This window comes from Neorickettsia sp. 179522, assembly GCF_001593535.1.
Classification (GTDB): Bacteria; Pseudomonadota; Alphaproteobacteria; order Rickettsiales; family Anaplasmataceae; genus Neorickettsia; species Neorickettsia findlayensis.
The window spans coordinates 97,871-116,757 of record NZ_LNGI01000001.1 but is presented as its reverse complement, the minus strand read 5'-3'; the positions used below and the strand labels follow the sequence as shown (position 1 = coordinate 116,757).

At 41.9% G+C, this 18,887-nt stretch carries 18 protein-coding genes, 2 tRNA genes and 1 pseudogene; 10 read left to right on the top strand and 11 right to left on the bottom strand.

Annotation, left to right across the window (positions count from 1 at the left end):
* Positions 1 to 63: 63 nt before the first annotated feature.
* Both AS219_RS00540 and AS219_RS04025 read right to left on the bottom strand, forming a co-directional pair.
* Positions 64 to 134, bottom strand: a tRNA-Cys gene (locus AS219_RS00540).
* Positions 135 to 258: 124 nt separating this feature from the next.
* Positions 259 to 411, bottom strand: coding sequence for a hypothetical protein (locus tag AS219_RS04025; protein WP_156469312.1), 153 nt, complete (start codon positions 409 to 411; stop codon positions 259 to 261).
* A gap of 867 nt (positions 412 to 1,278) precedes the next feature.
* Between AS219_RS04025 and AS219_RS00535 the strand changes: the two genes are divergently transcribed.
* The gene (locus AS219_RS00535; RefSeq protein WP_231861799.1) at positions 1,279 to 1,800 is read left to right on the top strand and encodes a hypothetical protein; all 522 of its coding nucleotides are present in this window, start codon (positions 1,279 to 1,281) and stop codon (positions 1,798 to 1,800) included.
* Between the two features lie 338 nt (positions 1,801 to 2,138).
* On the opposite strand, the gene AS219_RS00530 is transcribed toward AS219_RS00535, so the two are convergent.
* Positions 2,139 to 3,032 (bottom strand): class I fructose-bisphosphate aldolase, encoded by an 894-nt coding sequence (locus tag AS219_RS00530; RefSeq protein WP_067978634.1) that lies wholly within the window; start codon positions 3,030 to 3,032, stop codon positions 2,139 to 2,141.
* A 421-nt stretch (positions 3,033 to 3,453) separates the two neighbouring features.
* Here AS219_RS00530 and xerA point away from each other — a divergent pair, with 421 nt between their 5' ends.
* From xerA to AS219_RS00515, 3 genes are all read left to right on the top strand, one after another.
* On the top strand, positions 3,454 to 4,380 hold the full coding sequence (xerA, locus tag AS219_RS00525; RefSeq protein WP_067978631.1) for a site-specific tyrosine recombinase/integron integrase: 927 nt from the start codon (positions 3,454 to 3,456) through the stop codon (positions 4,378 to 4,380).
* 200 nt (positions 4,381 to 4,580) lie between these two features.
* Positions 4,581 to 5,078, top strand: coding sequence for a hypothetical protein (locus AS219_RS00520; RefSeq protein WP_067978630.1), 498 nt, complete (start codon positions 4,581 to 4,583; stop codon positions 5,076 to 5,078).
* Between the two features lie 156 nt (positions 5,079 to 5,234).
* Positions 5,235 to 6,077: an RluA family pseudouridine synthase gene (locus AS219_RS00515; RefSeq protein ID WP_067978629.1), complete on the top strand. Its 843-nt coding sequence runs from the start codon at positions 5,235 to 5,237 to the stop codon at positions 6,075 to 6,077.
* 327 nt (positions 6,078 to 6,404) lie between these two features.
* Here the strand turns inward: AS219_RS00515 and AS219_RS00510 are convergent, their stop codons facing one another.
* Positions 6,405 to 7,622 carry a lipoprotein-releasing ABC transporter permease subunit gene (locus AS219_RS00510; protein ID WP_067978626.1) on the bottom strand — a complete coding sequence of 406 codons (1,218 nt, stop codon included), beginning with the start codon at positions 7,620 to 7,622 and terminating at the stop codon, positions 6,405 to 6,407.
* Between the two features lie 13 nt (positions 7,623 to 7,635).
* Positions 7,636 to 7,707 (bottom strand) — tRNA-Thr (locus AS219_RS00505).
* A 242-nt stretch (positions 7,708 to 7,949) separates the two neighbouring features.
* Between AS219_RS00505 and ispF the strand changes: the two genes are divergently transcribed.
* The 5 genes from ispF (at position 7,950) to AS219_RS00480 (ending at position 12,565) form a co-directional block, all read left to right on the top strand.
* Positions 7,950 to 8,456, top strand: a complete 507-nt coding sequence (ispF, locus tag AS219_RS00500; protein ID WP_067978623.1) for a 2-C-methyl-D-erythritol 2,4-cyclodiphosphate synthase — start codon at positions 7,950 to 7,952, stop codon at positions 8,454 to 8,456.
* Between the two features lie 64 nt (positions 8,457 to 8,520).
* Complete coding sequence (locus AS219_RS00495; RefSeq protein WP_067978619.1) at positions 8,521 to 9,069, top strand: 5-formyltetrahydrofolate cyclo-ligase; 549 nt, start codon at positions 8,521 to 8,523, stop codon at positions 9,067 to 9,069.
* Positions 9,070 to 9,306: 237 nt separating this feature from the next.
* Positions 9,307 to 9,831, top strand: a complete 525-nt coding sequence (atpH, locus tag AS219_RS00490) for an ATP synthase F1 subunit delta (protein WP_067978615.1) — start codon at positions 9,307 to 9,309, stop codon at positions 9,829 to 9,831.
* Between the two features lie 11 nt (positions 9,832 to 9,842).
* The gene (gene atpA / locus AS219_RS00485; RefSeq protein ID WP_067978613.1) at positions 9,843 to 11,366 is read left to right on the top strand and encodes a F0F1 ATP synthase subunit alpha; all 1,524 of its coding nucleotides are present in this window, start codon (positions 9,843 to 9,845) and stop codon (positions 11,364 to 11,366) included.
* Positions 11,367 to 11,617: 251 nt separating this feature from the next.
* On the top strand, positions 11,618 to 12,565 hold the full coding sequence (locus AS219_RS00480) for a hypothetical protein (protein WP_156469309.1): 948 nt from the start codon (positions 11,618 to 11,620) through the stop codon (positions 12,563 to 12,565).
* 348 nt (positions 12,566 to 12,913) lie between these two features.
* On the opposite strand, the gene prmC is transcribed toward AS219_RS00480, so the two are convergent.
* Together prmC and tatC are read right to left on the bottom strand one after the other, a co-directional pair.
* The gene (gene prmC / locus AS219_RS00475; RefSeq protein ID WP_231861798.1) at positions 12,914 to 13,774 is read right to left on the bottom strand and encodes a peptide chain release factor N(5)-glutamine methyltransferase; all 861 of its coding nucleotides are present in this window, start codon (positions 13,772 to 13,774) and stop codon (positions 12,914 to 12,916) included.
* 82 nt (positions 13,775 to 13,856) lie between these two features.
* On the bottom strand, positions 13,857 to 14,648 hold the full coding sequence (gene tatC, locus AS219_RS00470) for a twin-arginine translocase subunit TatC (RefSeq protein WP_067978605.1): 792 nt from the start codon (positions 14,646 to 14,648) through the stop codon (positions 13,857 to 13,859).
* A 205-nt stretch (positions 14,649 to 14,853) separates the two neighbouring features.
* On the opposite strand from tatC, the gene AS219_RS00465 reads away from it, so the two are divergent.
* Positions 14,854 to 15,681 (top strand): hypothetical protein, encoded by an 828-nt coding sequence (locus AS219_RS00465; RefSeq protein ID WP_231861797.1) that lies wholly within the window; start codon positions 14,854 to 14,856, stop codon positions 15,679 to 15,681.
* Between the two features lie 21 nt (positions 15,682 to 15,702).
* Here the strand turns inward: AS219_RS00465 and AS219_RS00460 are convergent, their stop codons facing one another.
* From AS219_RS00460 to nadC, 4 genes and pseudogenes are all read right to left on the bottom strand, one after another.
* On the bottom strand, positions 15,703 to 16,929 hold the full coding sequence (locus AS219_RS00460) for a DNA recombination protein RmuC (RefSeq protein ID WP_067978602.1): 1,227 nt from the start codon (positions 16,927 to 16,929) through the stop codon (positions 15,703 to 15,705).
* A gap of 5 nt (positions 16,930 to 16,934) precedes the next feature.
* Positions 16,935 to 17,417 carry a ribosome maturation factor RimM gene (gene rimM, locus AS219_RS00455; protein ID WP_231861796.1) on the bottom strand — a complete coding sequence of 161 codons (483 nt, stop codon included), beginning with the start codon at positions 17,415 to 17,417 and terminating at the stop codon, positions 16,935 to 16,937.
* 17 nt (positions 17,418 to 17,434) lie between these two features.
* A pseudogene (gene rpsP / locus AS219_RS00450) lies at positions 17,435 to 17,662 on the bottom strand (30S ribosomal protein S16); the annotation flags it as partial.
* Between the two features lie 150 nt (positions 17,663 to 17,812).
* Complete coding sequence (gene nadC, locus AS219_RS00445; protein WP_067978595.1) at positions 17,813 to 18,655, bottom strand: carboxylating nicotinate-nucleotide diphosphorylase; 843 nt, start codon at positions 18,653 to 18,655, stop codon at positions 17,813 to 17,815.
* Between the last annotated feature and the right edge of the window lie 232 nt (positions 18,656 to 18,887).

Here is an 18,887-nt window from a genome sequence, read left to right as displayed (position 1 = left end):
AAAAGAAGCTACAAACAAAGATGCCCCAAAGGACAAATATGGAAGTAGTAAACACAACAGGAAAGGCCGGAGCCGGAATCGAACCGACCTAAAAGGATTTGCAGTCCTCCGCATAACCAATCTGCCATCCAGCCTTAATATCCACTCATTTTACAACAATACGATAAGACTATCCACCTCGAATAGATTCACGCATTTTCCAACAACTCTTCCTACACGGGAAAAATGGGAACTCAAGAAACACCTACATCTATCCTTTTATTGATAAAAACAGAAGGAAAACTCGGTCTTTGATACTTCAAAGTGCTGCGTTTCTACAGAGTTCGTCAGCGCTAATCCATCGATTTCGACAATATCGTGAGTAAAAAATGCTTTTACCTTGAGAGGATCCTGGCTGAGAGCATCAGACATGCCTCACCTAAAATGCCAACAGTAAAAAATCACCGATGAATTCCACTTACTTGCAATAACGCAAAAGAAAAACTGTACGGATGCGGCCTGCATATAGTTTGGCTTATATTGCTTTTCGAATGACTACGATATTTAGATCTTTACATGACAAAGCACGACGCATAATGCGTATGAGCTAAAAGTCTTGTAACCAACAAAACAGGAAAAGCATCCGGTAAATAAATTAGTCATTACGGGAATTTAATTACTGCTTAGCTTCAATTCTACTGAGGTTATATTTTTAACTAATCGAACCAACCCTGATCGATAAAAAACTCGGCAAATATTTACTCTTCTGAGAACAAAAGAGTGCAACACAACGAACAACTTAGACCATTATGGAAATTGTCTAAATACGGATAATGGTTTACAGCAAGGTTGAACAGCACTGGTATATATGGTAAATAGAATTAATAAATATAGTAAATAGACTTACACTTTGTAGGCAATTACCCCGATACTAGTGATAGTTCACAGCAAGTTTAAGGAGTACTGCTGGCATTTCACAATAGTATTAGCAACGCATACTTATACTGGTTGAAATAGATGCGGCACTGCTTTCTCGATAGCAGAACCAATAAATTTAGGTACTCGGGCCTTATCCTGTTTTGCAGTGTTTGGGTTATGCCTCTCTACAAAATTTAAAACTTGTAATAAAAACATATGTACTCTTGCTCTGAAATTTATAATGGAGACGCATACTCCTTAGTCCGGAACGATAGCATTTCTACACAGTATTCTAGGAGTGCTGTGTCTAGAGTGTACACACTTTCCGGGAAAAGAGTCTTATGCGTTTTTGTATTACTATTTGTCGCTGTTACATTAACAGTGAACCTGATGTTAGTATGCGGCGCGGAGACTGTTCCTAACGGAAAGACAGTGTTGGCATTGAACATCGTAGCTGCATCATTAGCATTGCTTTTTTTCCTGTACCGTACCGCAATTGAAATTGCTAAGTGCACCGGATTGCAAAGAGAAGTAGAAACACCGAAAAGTCTAGACCTTACAGATCTTGTTTCCGGCCAGCCTCTTTACGTACCGGAAAACACAGAAATACGCAAGCTTTCTATATGCGGATCGGTAGGACTGCTAGAACTCGCGAATCAGATTGTTGAGAAAGCAGTTGCAGAGGGACTACAGGAAATTGAAGATAGACAAAGACAAGAAAAAACCTCTCCTGACCGTGCACCAACTAGCACACCATTTCCTACTGCTCCTGAAAACCCAGTGATATCAAATGTATTACAGGAACCTCCGGGTAAAACAACAGCAGCGGCAAATTTGAATGACTATGTATTAAATGATGCAGCAGCCAATGTCATTTCTCGTACCGTGCGGGCTACAAAATAGGCACAATAAGTGGAATAAGCTCATGGGTACGCAGCCCAAAAACATCGTTAGATCTGCACACCTTTCGAGCATATCATTCCCTCCCCTGGAAACTGATCGAGCACATTACACAGCTGGAACATGGGGCTATATCTCTGCCCTGGCCCCTAAATGGAAAAATATCGCGATACTGTACAAAAAACCATCGGTGAAAACACTCGCGTTAATCCGCCTAATCAGATGAAAAGGCAACGCAACACACTTTTCAAAATTTAAAACGCACAATACAAATAGGTCATTGGTACAGACTCCAAACGGGGACAGGTCCCAATGAACCAACTATAAGTACGCCGTAAGTTTCACTGCTTATACAACGAGATAACTTCCGAAAGCATTGCAAGAGATTCTCTATAAGACCTCTGAAATGCATTCCTACCTATTATGGAGCCGTTGCCACCACCCTTCCTGATTGCTCTAACCTCTTCATAGAGCGCAGGCAACTCCTTACTTTGCCCACCAGAAAAAAGCACTAACCTCTTACCGGTAAAGCAGGACCTCACTATTACCTTCACTCTTTCCGAAAGCTCCTCCACTGAGGAAAGATGACTCTTCTTGTTAGCAAGATTAGAAGTAGGTAACTTCACTTTAACAATGTCAGCACCAAGGAGGCACGCCATGTGCGCTGCATACGAAACAACATCCAAAGCGGTTTCGTCCTTAGTAGAAAGCTCACCACCACGTGGATAGGACCATACTACAACAACAAGACCAAACGCCTTAGCCTGTGCTACAACTTTTGCAGCCTCAGTAAGCATTGAACAATAACTCTCAGAGCCAGGATAAATAGTCAACCCTACACCAACACAACCTAACCTGATAGCGTCCTCCGGCGTACTGATGAAAGCCTGGTTAGGCGAACAACTCTTTGGAAAGAGCTTACTAGCAGTATTGAGCTTCAAAATTAGCGGCACATGGTTGGGATACTTATGTGCCACATCCTGCAGCATTGAGAATGGAGCAGCATACGCGCTCAAGCCAGCATCGACTGCTAATTTAATATGATATTCGGGATCATAGGCCAGGGGATTATTGTAAAAACTCTCGTCTGGACCATGTTCAAATCCTTGGTCTACAGGTAAGATTAATAGCTTGCCTGTACCACCAAGACGACCGTATTCCAATATCCGTGCAAGGTTTGTTCTAGAACCAGGAGAGTTATGAGAATATGCTGCCAGTATCTTATCGAGACTCATTCGTAAAACCTACTTCAACCCTGGGATTGTAAAAATTTATCTCAAGGAAATCAACTCTACGACGCCTGGATTGTCCACGAATAAGGGTGCTCTTTTCAGTATCGATATTGCAATAATAGCAACTATGAAACCTATAGTGGGAAACATACTAATTGTTTTTCAACTGGGCATGAGGTATGGAGTTCTAGAGGCATAATCCCTCAACCAAGTTTGGATTCAATGAAATCATCGCGTCGGAAAAAAGCTCACGAATTGGAACTACACAATAAATTGGAACTCACAAAGTAATCTTTTCTCAAAGTAAGGCTGTTATTACTGAACAGGCATTTGAAATTTTCTTCGGTAGATGCTGTGCTATCGTGGAGCTTTTCACAGAAAAAGTGCGGCAAGCTGACTATATAACTCACTGCGGGACTGATGTATGCAAGCAAGTGATTGCAAATATGTGGAACAGTTTCTTGAAAAGATCCTGGTCGAGAGAAACGCCACACTTAACACGATCAGCAGCTACCGGACCGACCTTAGGCTGTTAAGTGCCTTTTTCAAAAACAAGGGTCTACAAAACGCATCGAAAGAGGATTTGTATGGATACATCGCCAACTTGCGAGCTCAGCAGCTCTCCAATGCAACAATACGAAGAAAAATAGCGACTTTTAGACAATTTTTCTCATTTTTATACTCCGAAAAAATCTCCAGCAGCAATCCAGCTCAAACTCTTGAGCTTCCCAAAAAAACGTTGGTACTTCCCAGGTACCTAACCAAAGAAGAGGTTCTCTCACTACTCACTTTCTTAGAAACAGGACAGCCTACCACCCTACGATTGTATACAATCCTAGAAATCTTATATTCCTCTGGTATGAGGGTTTCCGAGCTTATAAACCTGAAAATTTCCGACATACGACCACTTCTCAATGGACAACAACATATCATCATCACCGGCAAGGGCAGAAAGGAAAGGATATTGCCCTTCTCTAAGAAAGCGATACAGGTGCTCAGATTATATCTAACTTCCTACCAAAGTAATTCCCCTTGGCTTTTTCCAGGTGCAGGAAGAAAAGACAGACCGATTTCAAGGCAAAGGCTGGGACAGTTGTTGAAGGAACTTGCATTAAAGTGCAACATTGATCCGAAACGAATTTCCCCACATGTTATTCGCCACTCGTTTGCAACACATCTACTAGATAATGGAATGGACATCAAGGTCGTACAAGATTTACTGGGACATGCGCAGATTACAACCACCCAAATTTACACCCACATTTCGCAAAACAAGCTCCGAAAGGAAATCGAAAGCAAACATCCACTTTCCTTAAAAAAAATCGGACAAACACCTTCTAGTGAGAAATAAACACACTAACTGACCAATATATCCACGCTGAGAATCAGCACGGCATTAGAATATAAGGTTATGCGCGAGTTTATATAATCTTGAATATTTATTAGAGCAATATTAAGCTATCTTTGATGGCGTATGTATATTTTTTGTTTTCCTGCGTCATCGTGTTTTACTCCTAGCTCTGTGCCTTCACACTGGCTCCTGTCGCCGTTGTGGATGGTGAAAGGGTGAGATTTGTTATTAAGAGGTACAAATATATGACAAGGAACTTCCCTGTACATAGTGCATATCCGGAGAGCAAAAAAGGGACATCTCCGTTGGTGCTCTCTGCGTTTATTTTAGCTTCAGCAGCTGCCCTTGCAGCTCTTTCATTCTGTGCGGTGCGTTTGCACCAACAAGTTGTTAATGGGGAACCTCTAAAGGAACTTGCGCAAAACATTGCCCTAGTCGCAGTGTGCTTCGTGATGTTACTGGCACTAGTTGTGACCTTTGCCGTACGTGTGCGACGTCCGGCTGAGAGACTAGCCGTACCGGAAGCAGTTGGAACAGACTACAATGCTCCTAACATGGAAGGTACTCAAGCAATGGGCCCGGAACCGCGTTTCACTCCTCGTTCTATAGACACATCTGTCAGTGCTCCTTCTTCTCCTTCTCTAGCGTCTGATGCCGCAAAAGGTACACTACGTCGTAGTTGCAGTCCCGCGCGTTAAACTGCGTGGCCATCGCTTATGTTGCTAGCGGTCTTCTTTTAGGTTAGCCTTCGTGGAGAATACGACCCATGAAGGTGCAGCGCTTTGTACAGATGTATCGTAGCTGAATGTGATGCAGGAAGTCGTTTAGATGTTTTCCTGCATCGCTGTTTGCCCTTGTTTTCTCGCACTTTTATTAAGCACTGCATAAAAGGTGGGAGGGTTGAAACCAATGGAAAGGTTCAGGTGGAACCCTCCAGGCGCGTTTTAGCAGGTGAGGAATATCGCTTACTGGACCTACCTTTAGAACAAAAACCAAGACGCGCGTTTGTACAACCTCTAGATGTAAGATACGAAGATGATTCTTTGCTCGTGGTTTATAAACCTGCTGGTCTTGTTGTCCACCCAGGAATAGGTAACAGAGAACAAACACTTGTTAACATCCTCGAGCACCACTACCCAATAACACAACTCAGCACTCTTGATTCCTCGCGCCCAGGAATAGTACACCGACTAGATAAGGATACCGCTGGTTTCCTTATTGTAGCAAAAACTAATCATGCACATGTGCGCCTTTGCGAGATGATCAAAGAAGGAGTCATTCGGCGTGAATATCTTGCACTTGTCCACTCAGTTCCAGCGTCCTTGTGCGGAGAGATAAAAAAACCAATAAAAAGGGGACAAAGGAAAATGATGCTAGGAAAGTGTAGTGGAAAACCCGCTTTGACTTACTACAATGTCCTTGCGCGTACGGTTGACAGAAAATATAGCCTTGTTCATTGCAGATTAGGGAGCGGAAGAACACATCAAATCAGGTTGCATATGAAATCCATAGGTTGCCCTGTTGTTGGAGATAAGTTGTATGGACTCAATAGAGATGCCGATCTTTGTGCTGCACACCATGCTCTATGGGCTTATTCTCTTCAATTTAAGCATCCATTCACAGACAAGAATATGATCTTCTACGTCGAGCCAGCTGGTATAATTCAGTCCTTTTTGGAAAAAATTCCTATCAGCTAAGGTCTATTCGCGATATCTCGAGAAGAAAGAGGTGTTACACAACCAGCGTAGTCCTAAAGTGCATTAGAAATAGCGTGAATTCTGCAATCGTCCTGCACCTCACGCTGAGTGGAATTTAGTATGACTAGAAGCACCACCCATCCACGTGAGAAACAGAGACAGAAAGTGCATTAGAAATAGCGTGAATTCTGCAATCGTCCTGCACCTCACGCTGAGTGGAATTTAGTATTACTAGAAGTACCAATCCACGTGAGAAACAGAGACAGAAATTATTCGCACGAAGCAAATTGCACCATGATCTTACTGGAAAATCATCTAAGGTAAACCTCAGCGCAAAATAGCCCCAGGACTCTGTTTCGATGCTTTATAAGCTGGTGGAATGGTCGCAAAGAATGTTATTAGAATTGTTGATAGAGCTATCAATCCTATACTTGCAGGGTCGAGCAAAACTGGTATTTTATCGACAAAATAGACGGACGGATCAAAAATAGTCTCTCCAGTAAGCCACTCTATAAAAAACCTCAACCTGTTAATATTCACGGCTATCAACAGACCAAACATCACCCCCAGACCAGTGCCGACTACTCCTATTATGGAGCCACAGAAAATAAAGATCCTCACAATGCTTGTTTCTGTCATGCCCATGGTACGCAAAATAGCAACAGATTGTTTCTTCTCATCCACTAACATGAATAACCCAGAGACGATATTAAATGCCGCCACAAGCACAATCATCAATAAAACGATCGACATCACTGCTTTTTCAACCTTCAGGGCACGGAAGTAAGGGTTACCAACAGCTTGCCAGTTAGTTACATGCAAATCCGGAAACTTTTGTTTTATGAGCTCTGATACATCAGAAGCAAAATAGGGATCGTCCAGGTAGATACTTGCCGTGTTCATTTCAGAACGGAAAAGAATTGATGCAACATTAAACGGCATGTATGCAAACGCACTGTCGTATTCAACAAGCCCAAGAGCAAAGATGGCTGCTACTTTCAGATGCTTTATCCTGGGTATTAGACCAAGCATCGTATTGGTATATGACGCAGATAAAAACTTCACCTCATCGCCTACACTTACTCCTAGCTCTTCTGCCATCCTTGCACCAATCACGATACCATCTTCGAAATCTGCAACCTTCCCTTGGATAATTTTCTCGGTAACAAGTGATTCCCTCGCAAAATCGTTTAACTCCATTCCTCTAACAAGGACACCTACGTTTGTCAGCTCATTTGAAATGATAGCTCTTGCCTCAAGAGCCGGAACTACCCTCACAATATGTGGAATTTCAGTCACGAGTGAACGTAGACGCATCACATCTTCATTTGTGCCCTTCTGAAACCAAATGTTCACATGACCACTTACGCCCACAATATTTGAAATAAGCTCTGCCTTGAAACCGTCCATGACAGACGTGACAACTATTAAAGAGGCAACTCCAATTGTTACTCCAACAAGAGAAAGAAACGTTACAAGTCCCCTGAAGCTCTTGGAGATCAAATAATTATACGCAAGCTCAAGCTCCAGCTTTATAATAAACATTTGGAAAAGGCGGTGCCGCTATCAAGAATCGAACTTGAGACCTCTTCATTACCAATGAAGCGCGCTACCACTGAGCCATAGCGGCAAAACGAGAAACGATCTCACACATAATACCCTTTGACTTACCATTCCACAACTGTGGCACTTCTTTGAGTTGTAAGGATTACCTATGTCAAAATGCTCACTTGAACACACCAAGCACAACACAATGGATTTCAGACGCAAATAGACCAGGTGCTATCGGGAATAGGAAGAAAGAAAACATTTTCTTTTTCTAAGAATTCGTGTTAGGAATCTGTCACTCCTGATACACCATTCAGCCTTGCTATGTACCGTATTGGATTTGGGTATGATGTCCACAAAATAGAGAAACCTATAAAGATCAGCGATACGCACGTTGTCCTATGCGGAGTGTCTGTGCCCTGCGAGTACATCGTCATTGCACACTCGGACGGTGATGTTGCACTGCACGCATTGGTTGATGCACTACTCGGTGCAGCGTGTATAGAAGGTGCAAATGATATCGGTATGCTTTTTCCTGACACAGATGAAAAATGGCGTGGAAAGTCATCATCTTACTTTGTAGAGCATGTAGTCACACTCGTTCAAAGAGCTGGATACATGGTGAATAATGCGGATCTCACAATAGTGTGTGAAACACCGAGAATTCAGCAATACAGAAACAAGATGCAGCAAAAAGTAGCGGACCTACTCTGTGCTAGAAAAGACCAAGTTAATGTCAAAGCAACAACAACCGAAAAATTAGGCCCTGAAGGACGTAAGGAAGGAATCTCAGCATATGCGATTGTTTCACTAGCCGGGAAAAAACCATAGACTACCTTTCGACGTATTTTTAAAAGTTCATCAGTGGGACAATTCATTCAAAAAGACGTTATTCATGATTGAAGATAAAGCGCGGTTACGCGAGAAATATCGCAAAATAAGGAAAAGCATTGCAAACAGAGAGTTGATTGACAGGCTCACAGTGGAAAATCTCCTTAAAACGTTGGACTTCAAGCACTACAAAACCATCGGACTCTATTTGCCAATTGATGGAGAAGTTGATCCGACACCGCTTCTGGATGAATTGGATGATAAAGTCTTTTCTCTCCCATGCATTTTGAGTAATCAAGGAATGTGTTTCAGAACATGGAAAAAAGGTGATATCTTAGTGAAACACGATAAACTCAACATCCGTTATCCTGCGGGGGACGAAAGTATTATACCTGAATTAGTATTTGTTCCCTTAGTAGCCTTTAATTGTGATCGTCATAGATTAGGTTTTGGTATGGGATTTTTTGATAGATTCATTAGTCACTCGAGATCGAACGGCGACAATACACTATACGTTGGGTTAGCATATGACAAACAACTCTGCCATGATCTAGTAATTGAAGCACATGATCAAGCTCTTGACTCAATTGTTACATCAACAACAGTGTACTAGATGTTCTGTATCCTAAAAAATAACACGTTGGGTTAGCATATGACAAACAACTCTGCCATGATCTAGTAATTGAAGCACATGATCAAGCTCTTGACTTAATTGTTACATCAACAACAGTGTACTAGATGTTCTGTATCCTAAAAAATAACTTGTGCAAAGTAAAAAGAGGTACAGTCGGATTTGCAAAAATGCTCAAGCTGTAAGAGAATGTGCCTGTGTGGTCGTACAGTAGAGTAAATGCAACAGTATATAGCCGGTAGGTATGCACAGTCCCTGTACGCAGTGTGTGGTCCCAGGTTGGAGAGTGATGTAAATAAATTCCTGAGTTTGCTCAGTGAAAGTAACTTTCTTTCTTTCGCAAGGATAAAGACCAGCACTAAGGTATATGTACTTGACAGATTGGATCTCCCGTGCGAACTCAGGAATCTGTGTAGAATCTTGCTTGCAAATCACCGTGGTTTTCTTTGTACTAAGGTACTGCTGGAGTACATAGAAATAGTGAAAAGAAATAGAAAAGAGGCGGATGCAAGGGTGGAGTCATATAGTCGCTTAAGTGCTACAGCTAAAAAGAAAGTTGCAGGTGCACTGCTTCTGAGGTTCCCTTATCTGAAAAAGATTAACATCGCCCAGAAAGTGAACCACTCACTTCTAGGTGGACTAACAATCAAAATAAATTCCATAATGATAGACCTTTCCATCGCCGGAAGGTTAGCACAGTGTAAAAGTATGGGACAAAGTACAATTCTCAAGACATTTCAATAGGAAGGAAAAAAATGAGTTTAGACGTCAATGCATCCGAAGTTTTAAGGATAATAAAGGAAAAAATCGAAGATTTTGATCAGCAGCTTTTTTCCGAAGAAGTAGGCGAAGTGATCTCGGTCAAGGACGGTGTTGTAATAGCTTGCGGTCTTGAAAATGCGGAGTTTAACGAAAAGGTTGTTTTCCCAAATGGTGAAATTGGGCTCATACAAAGCATAGAATACGATCACGTAGGGATAGTGATCTTAACTAATACACAAGACATAAAAGAAGGTGATACAGTTAGACGTACAAAAGAACCTTTGCGCATCCCGGTAGGAAAAAAGTTACTTGGTAGAGTTATCGATCCTTTGGGTAATCCTCTGGATGGTGGTGGACAAATCTTCGCAGATGCGTATTCTCCAATCGAGGTAAAAGCACCAGGAATTCTAGACCGTCAGCCCGTAAAAGAGCCCCTTCAAACAGGAATAAAGGTAATTGACTTACTTATTCCTATTGGTCGCGGCCAGAGGGAGCTTATAATTGGAGATAGACAAACAGGAAAGACAACTATCGCATTAGACAGCATAATTAATCAGAGAGATATTAATAAGAATCTCCCTGATGAGCAAAAATTATACTGTGTTTACGTGGCGATTGGTCAAAAGTGTTCAACAGTCGCAAGAATCATGAAGACTTTGCAGGAACAAGGTGCCATGGAGTACACTACTATTGTATTAGCAGGAGCATCTGATTCCGCACAGTCCCAGTTCCTAGCTCCGTACGCGGGTTGTTCTATAGGAGAATACTTCCGTGACAACGGTATGCATTGCCTCATTGTATACGACGACCTTTCTAAACATGCCGTTGCATACAGGCAAATGTCCTTGCTCTTAAGACGTCCACCTGGTCGCGAAGCCTATCCCGGCGATGTATTTTACATTCATTCAAGGTTGCTTGAGCGTGCTGCAAAAATGTCTGATAAAAACGGTGCAGGTTCGCTTACGGCTCTCCCAATCATAGAAACACAAGCTGGAGATGTGTCTGCGTACATTCCGACTAACGTAATCTCCATTACTGATGGACAGATTTTTCTGGAAAGTGAGTTATTCAATAAAGGCGTGAAACCAGCTGTGAATGTTGGTCTCTCTGTATCCCGTGTTGGTTCAGCTGCGCAGATCAAGGCAATAAAGCAGGTCGCCAGATCTATCAAATTAGAGCTAGCTCAGTACAGAGAAATGGAAGCGTTTGCACAATTTGGCGCAGACCTCGATGAAACAACGCAGGCATTGTTAGAAAAAGGCAGAAAGCTTACTGAGCTCTTGAAACAAAATCAGCATGAAACCTTACCAGTAGAAGAACAAGTAGTCCTCATTTTCGCTGCAAACGAAGGTTACTTTGATAATATCGACGTAACGGGAATAAGTGCCGCCGCAAAGAATTTATTAGGATCTTTTCGTGTATATCACCAAGATTTATTGGAAGACATTAGGGAAAAAGCTGTCATTGGAGATCCAGCTTTGCTCTCGAGTGCACTGCAACACTGCAAAGACCACTAGTGCCTAGTCAAACTTGGCTTTACGAACTTTGTCGTTGTGTTGCACATTCTTGGTTCATAGGTATATTTGATTCCCTCATTTTTAGACGAGGTAGATTGTGGATAATAGGCGGCCTTTTGCTTTGCTATATGTGTAAGAACACATATAATTTAGGACCTAAATAAAATTAATATCATAATGCGGAACATTGTTAGAATTTCAGTAATTATTTTATCGTATAACATCCAGCTTGGGTAAAACTGATAGGCACTATGCAAAGCCTCACTACACATCTTAAGCGCATCTCCGGTGCACCAATCTTCCATACAAACATGAAAGAGGCGCTGTTGAGTAAAAATGCTTTCTACTACGACAGGGTTGTTTATTACGCAAGATATTTCAGGTTAGCAACAAGACGAGGTTTGGCTACTTTTGAGGCACAAAGGCAGGTCTTCGGGAGAGTTTTAGGAGATCCAAACAGTGTGGAAGTACAGGCCATTATGTTAGTTTTCCTCAGGGACCATTTTGAATCTTCTCACCAGACTCGTTCTCTTACGAAAGAGAGTAGAGAGAGTCTTATAAGGATTGGAGAAGCTATCGGCTTGGCTCTACTTACTAAGTACTATGGTGGAAGCACGCGTAGCGTCCTGAACAAACTGAGAGCCTTAAGAACAGCAGCATCCATTATTTTTCTCTTGATTACTTTGGGACTCGTGGTATTGTTTGCGCTGCACCTCGCAAATAAAGTGCAGGATGTATGCAACAACTCAGGTGGGGCGGCCGCAAAGATTGCTCTGATGGTTGCAATTGGCGTAATGGCACTAGCTAGTACACTTCTGTACCTTTGGGAAACAGTAAGGCCTAGGGACTTTGACCCTTACAAAATTACCGATCGCTCAAAGGCTGCACTACTGGACAAACTGAGTCCGCATATTATGCGCAACCCCGACGCACTATACATATTCTCACTTGCCACAGTTGTGCTTATGGCCTGCTTGTGCGCAGCGGGAGAGATCGTGGCGTCGAAAGGAGGGCTGAAAGCGGAACTTGCTGTTACGATCACACTAGCAGTTTTAGCAACGACGCTTTTGTGCATCATGGCGGCCGGATGGTGTACTTCGACCATAATACCATTCTCTAGCAGATCTCGAGTACCTCCAGAGCTATACGAGTGCGATGTCGCTAACCTTAACGGGCTACCAGAGTACCGCGGTCCGTAGGATAGCGGGGTAGTACTTCTTACTACCGTACTACAAACAAAAAAGGACCTCCAAAGACCTTATTCACCTGTACCAGGGTCAAATTTTACAATTAAACATGGACAAATCTCAACAGAAGAGTCACCTTCAGGCGGTACACAGTGACACTTCCCAATTTCCAACATCATTAGGCTTAAATCCATCACTTGCTATAAAATTATATCAACACGCGCGCGATTTTATCATCACTTTTTCAAAAAGTACACTTTTTTAAAAAATATATTTTGGAATGTATTTTTTAGCTACTTGATAGCAGAATGAAATGAAAAGCGAGATCAACAAATCACACTTAAATGTTTTGCGATAAACTTATCTCAAAACGAGAACACGTTCCGCTCCCGATAAGTCACGATATCTTTCAACAATTTTAAAAGGACAGTCGGCCGACACTATTGAATCTCTCCAGCTGCTGCCAATTTCTAGAAAAATTTCTCCACCCGGACACAGTATCTTGCTTGCAAGCCTCAAGATAGAGAAATAGGGCAATATACCATTGAACCCTCCATCCAATGCAATGCGAGGCTCATTTTGTACTTCTGGCTGGAGATAGGGAATTTCACTGCGTCTTATGTAAGGGGGATTGCTAACAATTACATCTACTTTGCATGAAAGGACCCTCGTTGCGGTGTTAAAGTCGAGCCTATATAGCTTCAAACGAGCACACAAACCATATTTAAGCATGTTACGCACGCTGAGATGAAACGCAGCCCTTGATTTTTCAAAACCAAACCCCAACGCATTTCTGAACTCCTTCAGTATCGAAATGATAACACAACCACTTCCAGTACCTAACTCCACTATTTTTAAAGGTCGATTAAGCTTTTGATAGCGAGACAAAAGAGCTACTAGTATAGTTTCTGTATCCGGACGCGGGATTAAAACATCCTTATTAACGGCAAAGCTGTACTTCCAGAATTCCTTTTCACCGACAATGGCCGCAACAGAATGACTTTTTCTAAGTTCCAACAACCTTCTAAAGTCCATTGCTTGTGGTTCTGTTACCTCCGCATTGTAATGCAGTATCAGCTGCTCACGCTTCAAAGATAATACATGAGCAAGTAAAAGCTCTGCATCGAGATGTGGAGTAGAGGACCAGTTTGCAAGATACCTGCTCCCTGTCATTAGTAGAGCTCTGATCCCCATATCTGAATTACAATTCTTCTCTTTCATCTGAGGTACCATAGATTAAGTCCATGCCCAGATTATGGCACCTAGAACACCTACCATAATCACAACGTTAAAAACATTGTTCCTATTCTTCCGAATTCTCTTTACTTTCCTTCTCAAGCGCCGTCCTCTTTTTACTGACATATCTGCAACTGAAAATTGAAAGCTCATACAAAAATAGCATTGGAATTGCCAATCCTATCTGACTAAGCACGTCTGGAGGTGTAAGAACAGCTGCAGCAATAAATATCAAAACAATCGACAACCTACGTTTTTTTACCAAGAGATTATGATCAAGCAACCCCATATGAGACAATAAAGTTAGGATAGCAGGCAACTGGAACGCTATACCGAAGGCAAACATGAATTGGACAACAAGGTCAAGATATTCGGAAACAGATGGCATGAACTCTATTGGCAGAGTTCCAGGTTTACTGCCGTCATACTCAAAACTTACAAAGAACCTCCAAGCAAGCGGGAAAACATAGTAATACACTACTGCACATCCAAGAATGAAAAGGACTGGTGCTGCTACTAAATAAGGAAGAAATGCCTTTTTCTCACCAGGATATAAGCCGGGCGCGATAAACATATACACCTGCCATATGAAGAATGGAGAAGAAACTAAAAGCGCACCCAAGAAAGCAACCTTAAGATAAACGACAAATGTTTCTGTTAAACCAGTATAAATAAGGGTAAAACTACTATTTAAACCTTCTATGCGCTCTGGCTGATTTGCTACTTCAGCGAGTGGCTTGAGCAGAAACTTATATATCTCCTCGGAAAAATAGTAGCAGAAGCAGAAAGTAGTAAGAAAAAAAATTACGGATACTATCATTCTGTACCTTAATTCAGAGAGGTGACTATCAAAAGTCATATTTCTAATTCACCGAGTTAACATTAATCCAAGGTCACACGACCTGCTAAAGACCCAATTGGGAGATTACAAATTATAGTATATCCCAGGAGCGTATAACATTGAAAAAAACCAGTTGTTTATGGCAAAAAAATACGAAAGATAATTTATTTAAACTTAATCAAGCTAATGTAACATCTCTAGCTGGAGTTTCTAAGTCACGATTGTGGAAACATTGGCTGCACGGAGAAAAGGGGATCTTGTCGTGTCGATTGTTCATGGAAATGACAACGACACAGCTCTCATATCTGGTGCAAATAATGCTATGCTCTCGTTGCTATCTTATGATTATTACGAGCTTGAAGGAAAGCCGTTTCTTGATATCTTAGAGAGTACAGATAGAAAGAAAATCGCTGAACATCTCGAGTACGAAGATTACAACATCGATATCGGAACTGTACTTGCAAGAACTAGGCAACTCCATTTCAAAACTAAGCATGGAGGAGCTATAAAACTGAAGATAAAAATCTTCCCTTCTAGTAGCACATCCAGCAGAGAGAAGAGGTACGAGATATTGGCAAGAGAGCATTCGTGCTTGGACCATCTTACGGAATTTAGAAGGGCAAGACATCACTATGAGTATTCAATGGATGAAGTTCTCAGGATAATGGACCCACTCTCAACTGGAGAAGAATTCGTCCTCCTTTCACATTTTTGCCAGCAACATCGAGAAAATTGTGTAGCAGGACTTTTACAGCTCTCTGACACCTCAGTGACAGTGATGCGTAACGTCATAGATGCCGTTAAAGGAACAATTAGATACGGAGACCAGGTTGGTATCGTTGGAAAAGTTTTGGTAATTTTCACTATCGGATGCAGTCCAGAGCTTGCAGACCGCCCCATGTCTCGGATAGCAGGAGTGGTAAGGAGAATAGATAGCAAAGCAACACTTAGATACTTCAACCTACTCGAGCACCCAGTTTTTGATTTTAAGACCGACCTACTTCAACAGAAAAGAATCTTTGCCAAAACGGTTCACCTAGCACAGTATTAGTCACCGTTCAGGCTACGCTTATCACTCTGACTTCAAACACAGACGATCTTCATTGATTTCCTTATTAGTTTGGACTCCCATACCTTTTAAGTCCTCTGCCCTACTGAGTAGGCTACCCCTTCCATCTCTAAGCTTATTCATAGCGCTTCTATAAAGTCTGTCAGAATTTGCAATAGAGTGCCCAATCTTAACTAACTCATCCACGAATAAAACAAATTTATCGTACATAGCACCTGCCTTTTTAGCTATTTCATTCGCGTTTTTATTTTGATCAACTATTTTCCATACAGAAGACACAGCTTGTAGCATCGCTACAAGTGAGTTCGGTGAAACAATCATTACCCTACTTCTTAGGGCCAATTCTTTTAATTCAAGATCACTAGAAAGGGCCAGTGCATAAGCGCTCTCGACCGGAACAAACATAAATACAAAACCTGGAGTAAAAAGTTCCTGTGCAGAGTGGTATTCTTTTCCTGAAAGATTTTTTACGTGGTTTCTCACGGATTTTAAGAAATTCTCTAGGTGTCCCTTTTCATGAGTGTTGATGTACAGGTCATAATGCTTAAGAGGGGTTTTTGCATCAACTACGAGGTGCTTACCATCAGGAAGATTGATGATCACGTCCGGAATAGTATCGTTTTCAAGCTTCTGCTGAAGCATGTAGTCTCGCCCTTTTTGCAGACCCGAATACTCAAGTATCTTGCTTAATACAAGTTCCCCCCACGAACCTTGGGTCTTACTGTCACCTCGCAAACTCCTTCCCAACTTGTTTGCCTCTTCAATCATTTTATCGGTCTGTGAAGCCATGCGTGCAATTTCTTTCGCCAGAGAATATCTTTCTTTGATATCAGCATGAAATGATTCCTCTATTCGCTTTTCGAATTCAGCTATCTTGAGTTTAAGTGGCTCTAAGAGACCACCTATATCACTAACAGACTGCTCCTTAAGGCGAATTGCACTACTTTCAAGGATCTTGCTAGCCATGGTTTCAAACTCGGCATACATGGCTTTTTGGGAATATTCAAAACTTTTTTTCTCCGACTCAAGTTGGACAACCTGTTTCATAAGGTTAGTCTTCTCTTCTTCCTGCTTTCTACAGATAGATTCAAACTCAGACAACTCGAGAAGAGCTTTATCGAGTTTTTCCTGTTCATTCTCTAAAATGATACCCGTGCGCACCTTAACATAAAGCAGGTAAAGAGATATCAACACTAGTAGGACGTTGGTTAGTCCAAGAAACAGCAACATGGCAACTATATCTCTTGAGGGAACACAACCTCTACACGCTCTTTATTCAAATCAATGTCTGCCACACATGCGCTAGTGAAAGGTATCATGACTTTTTTACCGGACAGAAGAACAATCTCAAGCACCTCAGCTGCCGCACCAAAATCATACAACATCGAGACATAACCGACATGTTCCTCGGAAGCATACACGGCTAGACCTACTAGATCCCCACAGTAATACTCACCTACTTGTAATGTGGGAAGCAACGACTTAGACAAAAAGACATCGAGTCCTACCAGCTTTTCGGCCTCACATGCGCTACCAATACGTGACAGGGTAAGGACAAGCATAGGGAACCTTTGGCTAAACGCGCCACACACGGTATAAGAAATACCGCCAATGGACAGATCGATTCCCGGAAATTTAAAATTAGCACTCATGTAGGAACGGAAGCGCACACAACCCCTTACGCCATGCGTAGAAGTGACCCGCCCCGCACAAACCATGTCATTCAAACGGAGGTAACAAACTTAGCAACCCTCTCAGTAGGCTTTGCACCAACACTGGTCCAGTACCGGATACGTTCTACATCCAAACAAACACGCAGAGGATCATCCTTCGACAAAAGGGGATTATAACTGCCAACTTGTTCCAAAAACTTTCCATCCCTTGGAGAAGAACTATTCGCAACCACAATCTTATAGTACGGACGCTTTTTTCTCCCGAATCTTGCTAGCCTTATTTTGAGCATAAACACTAAGTAATACATCAGGTGATTCTAACCAACTACGGGGAAGATTTCAATTATCAAAGAGGGAGCTTCCGGCTTCAGAACTTCATAATTCAAAGCAGAAGAACACAAAAAATCTTTTAGTACACCCCAAGAGACATTCCTTGCAAATCAGAGCCTTGCTTTTATATCGATACCAATATCTGCACTGATGATAGAATGCGTTAACATTCCCACCGAGATAAAATCTACACCTGTTTCAGCGATTTCTTTCACTGTGGCAAGAGTAACACCCCCGGAAGCATCAATTTTCACACGCGGTGATGCATTTCTTATATATCTAACACAATCAACAATTTCCTTAACCGACATATTATCTAAAAGGATTGAGTCAACGTCCACAGATAATGCTTCTTTCACCTGATCAAATGTGTCACACTCGGCGGTGATATAAACATCCCCAAGCGACTCCTTCAAATTGCATACAGCAGCGGTCATGCTACCACAAATTGCTATATGATTATCTTTCAACAAGACCATATCATTTAGTGAGTTACGGTAGCTTTCTCCTCCACCGACCTTAACAGCATATCTTTCCACACAGCGCATACCTGGCGTCGTTTTCCGCGTATCTCGTATTTTTACTTTTGTGTGAGACACCGCGTTGACAAATTGCTTTGTTGCAGCTGCGACTGCGCAACTCCTTTGAATGAAATTGAGAAACACACGTTCTATTCTAAGTAGCAGACGGGCACTACAACATCCTCGGATAATACACTCCCCAGGAAGAACACGGTCGCCATCTTCCTTATTGAGAAAGTATTCTATCCCTGATTGAGCAAAAATTACTTTTGCCAAGGGTTCCACACATACTACCGTTTCCTTGCGTGCATTCACCTCGAAAGACACAACTAAATCACGGGGAAGTGTATTCTCAGTTGTTATATCACAACCGAGACTTAGATCCTCATCGAGCGCAAATTCAACTATTTTTTCCAAAGCTTCGTAATCCATAGAAATAACAGTAAGCTATAGAGTCGAAGAGTATACTACGGTTTCTAGGTGCCATGCTATCTTACTAATGCATCTGGAACACCGAAATTATTAGGAAAACTCTTTGTATCATGAACTCGCATTCAATTGTGAGCAGCAAACCTATTTACTAATCGGCCGGACTAATTCTATACCCTTTTGTGAAGAGTGATATCTTCCGTCTAGTTAATTTCGGTGCTATACACAGGAGTTG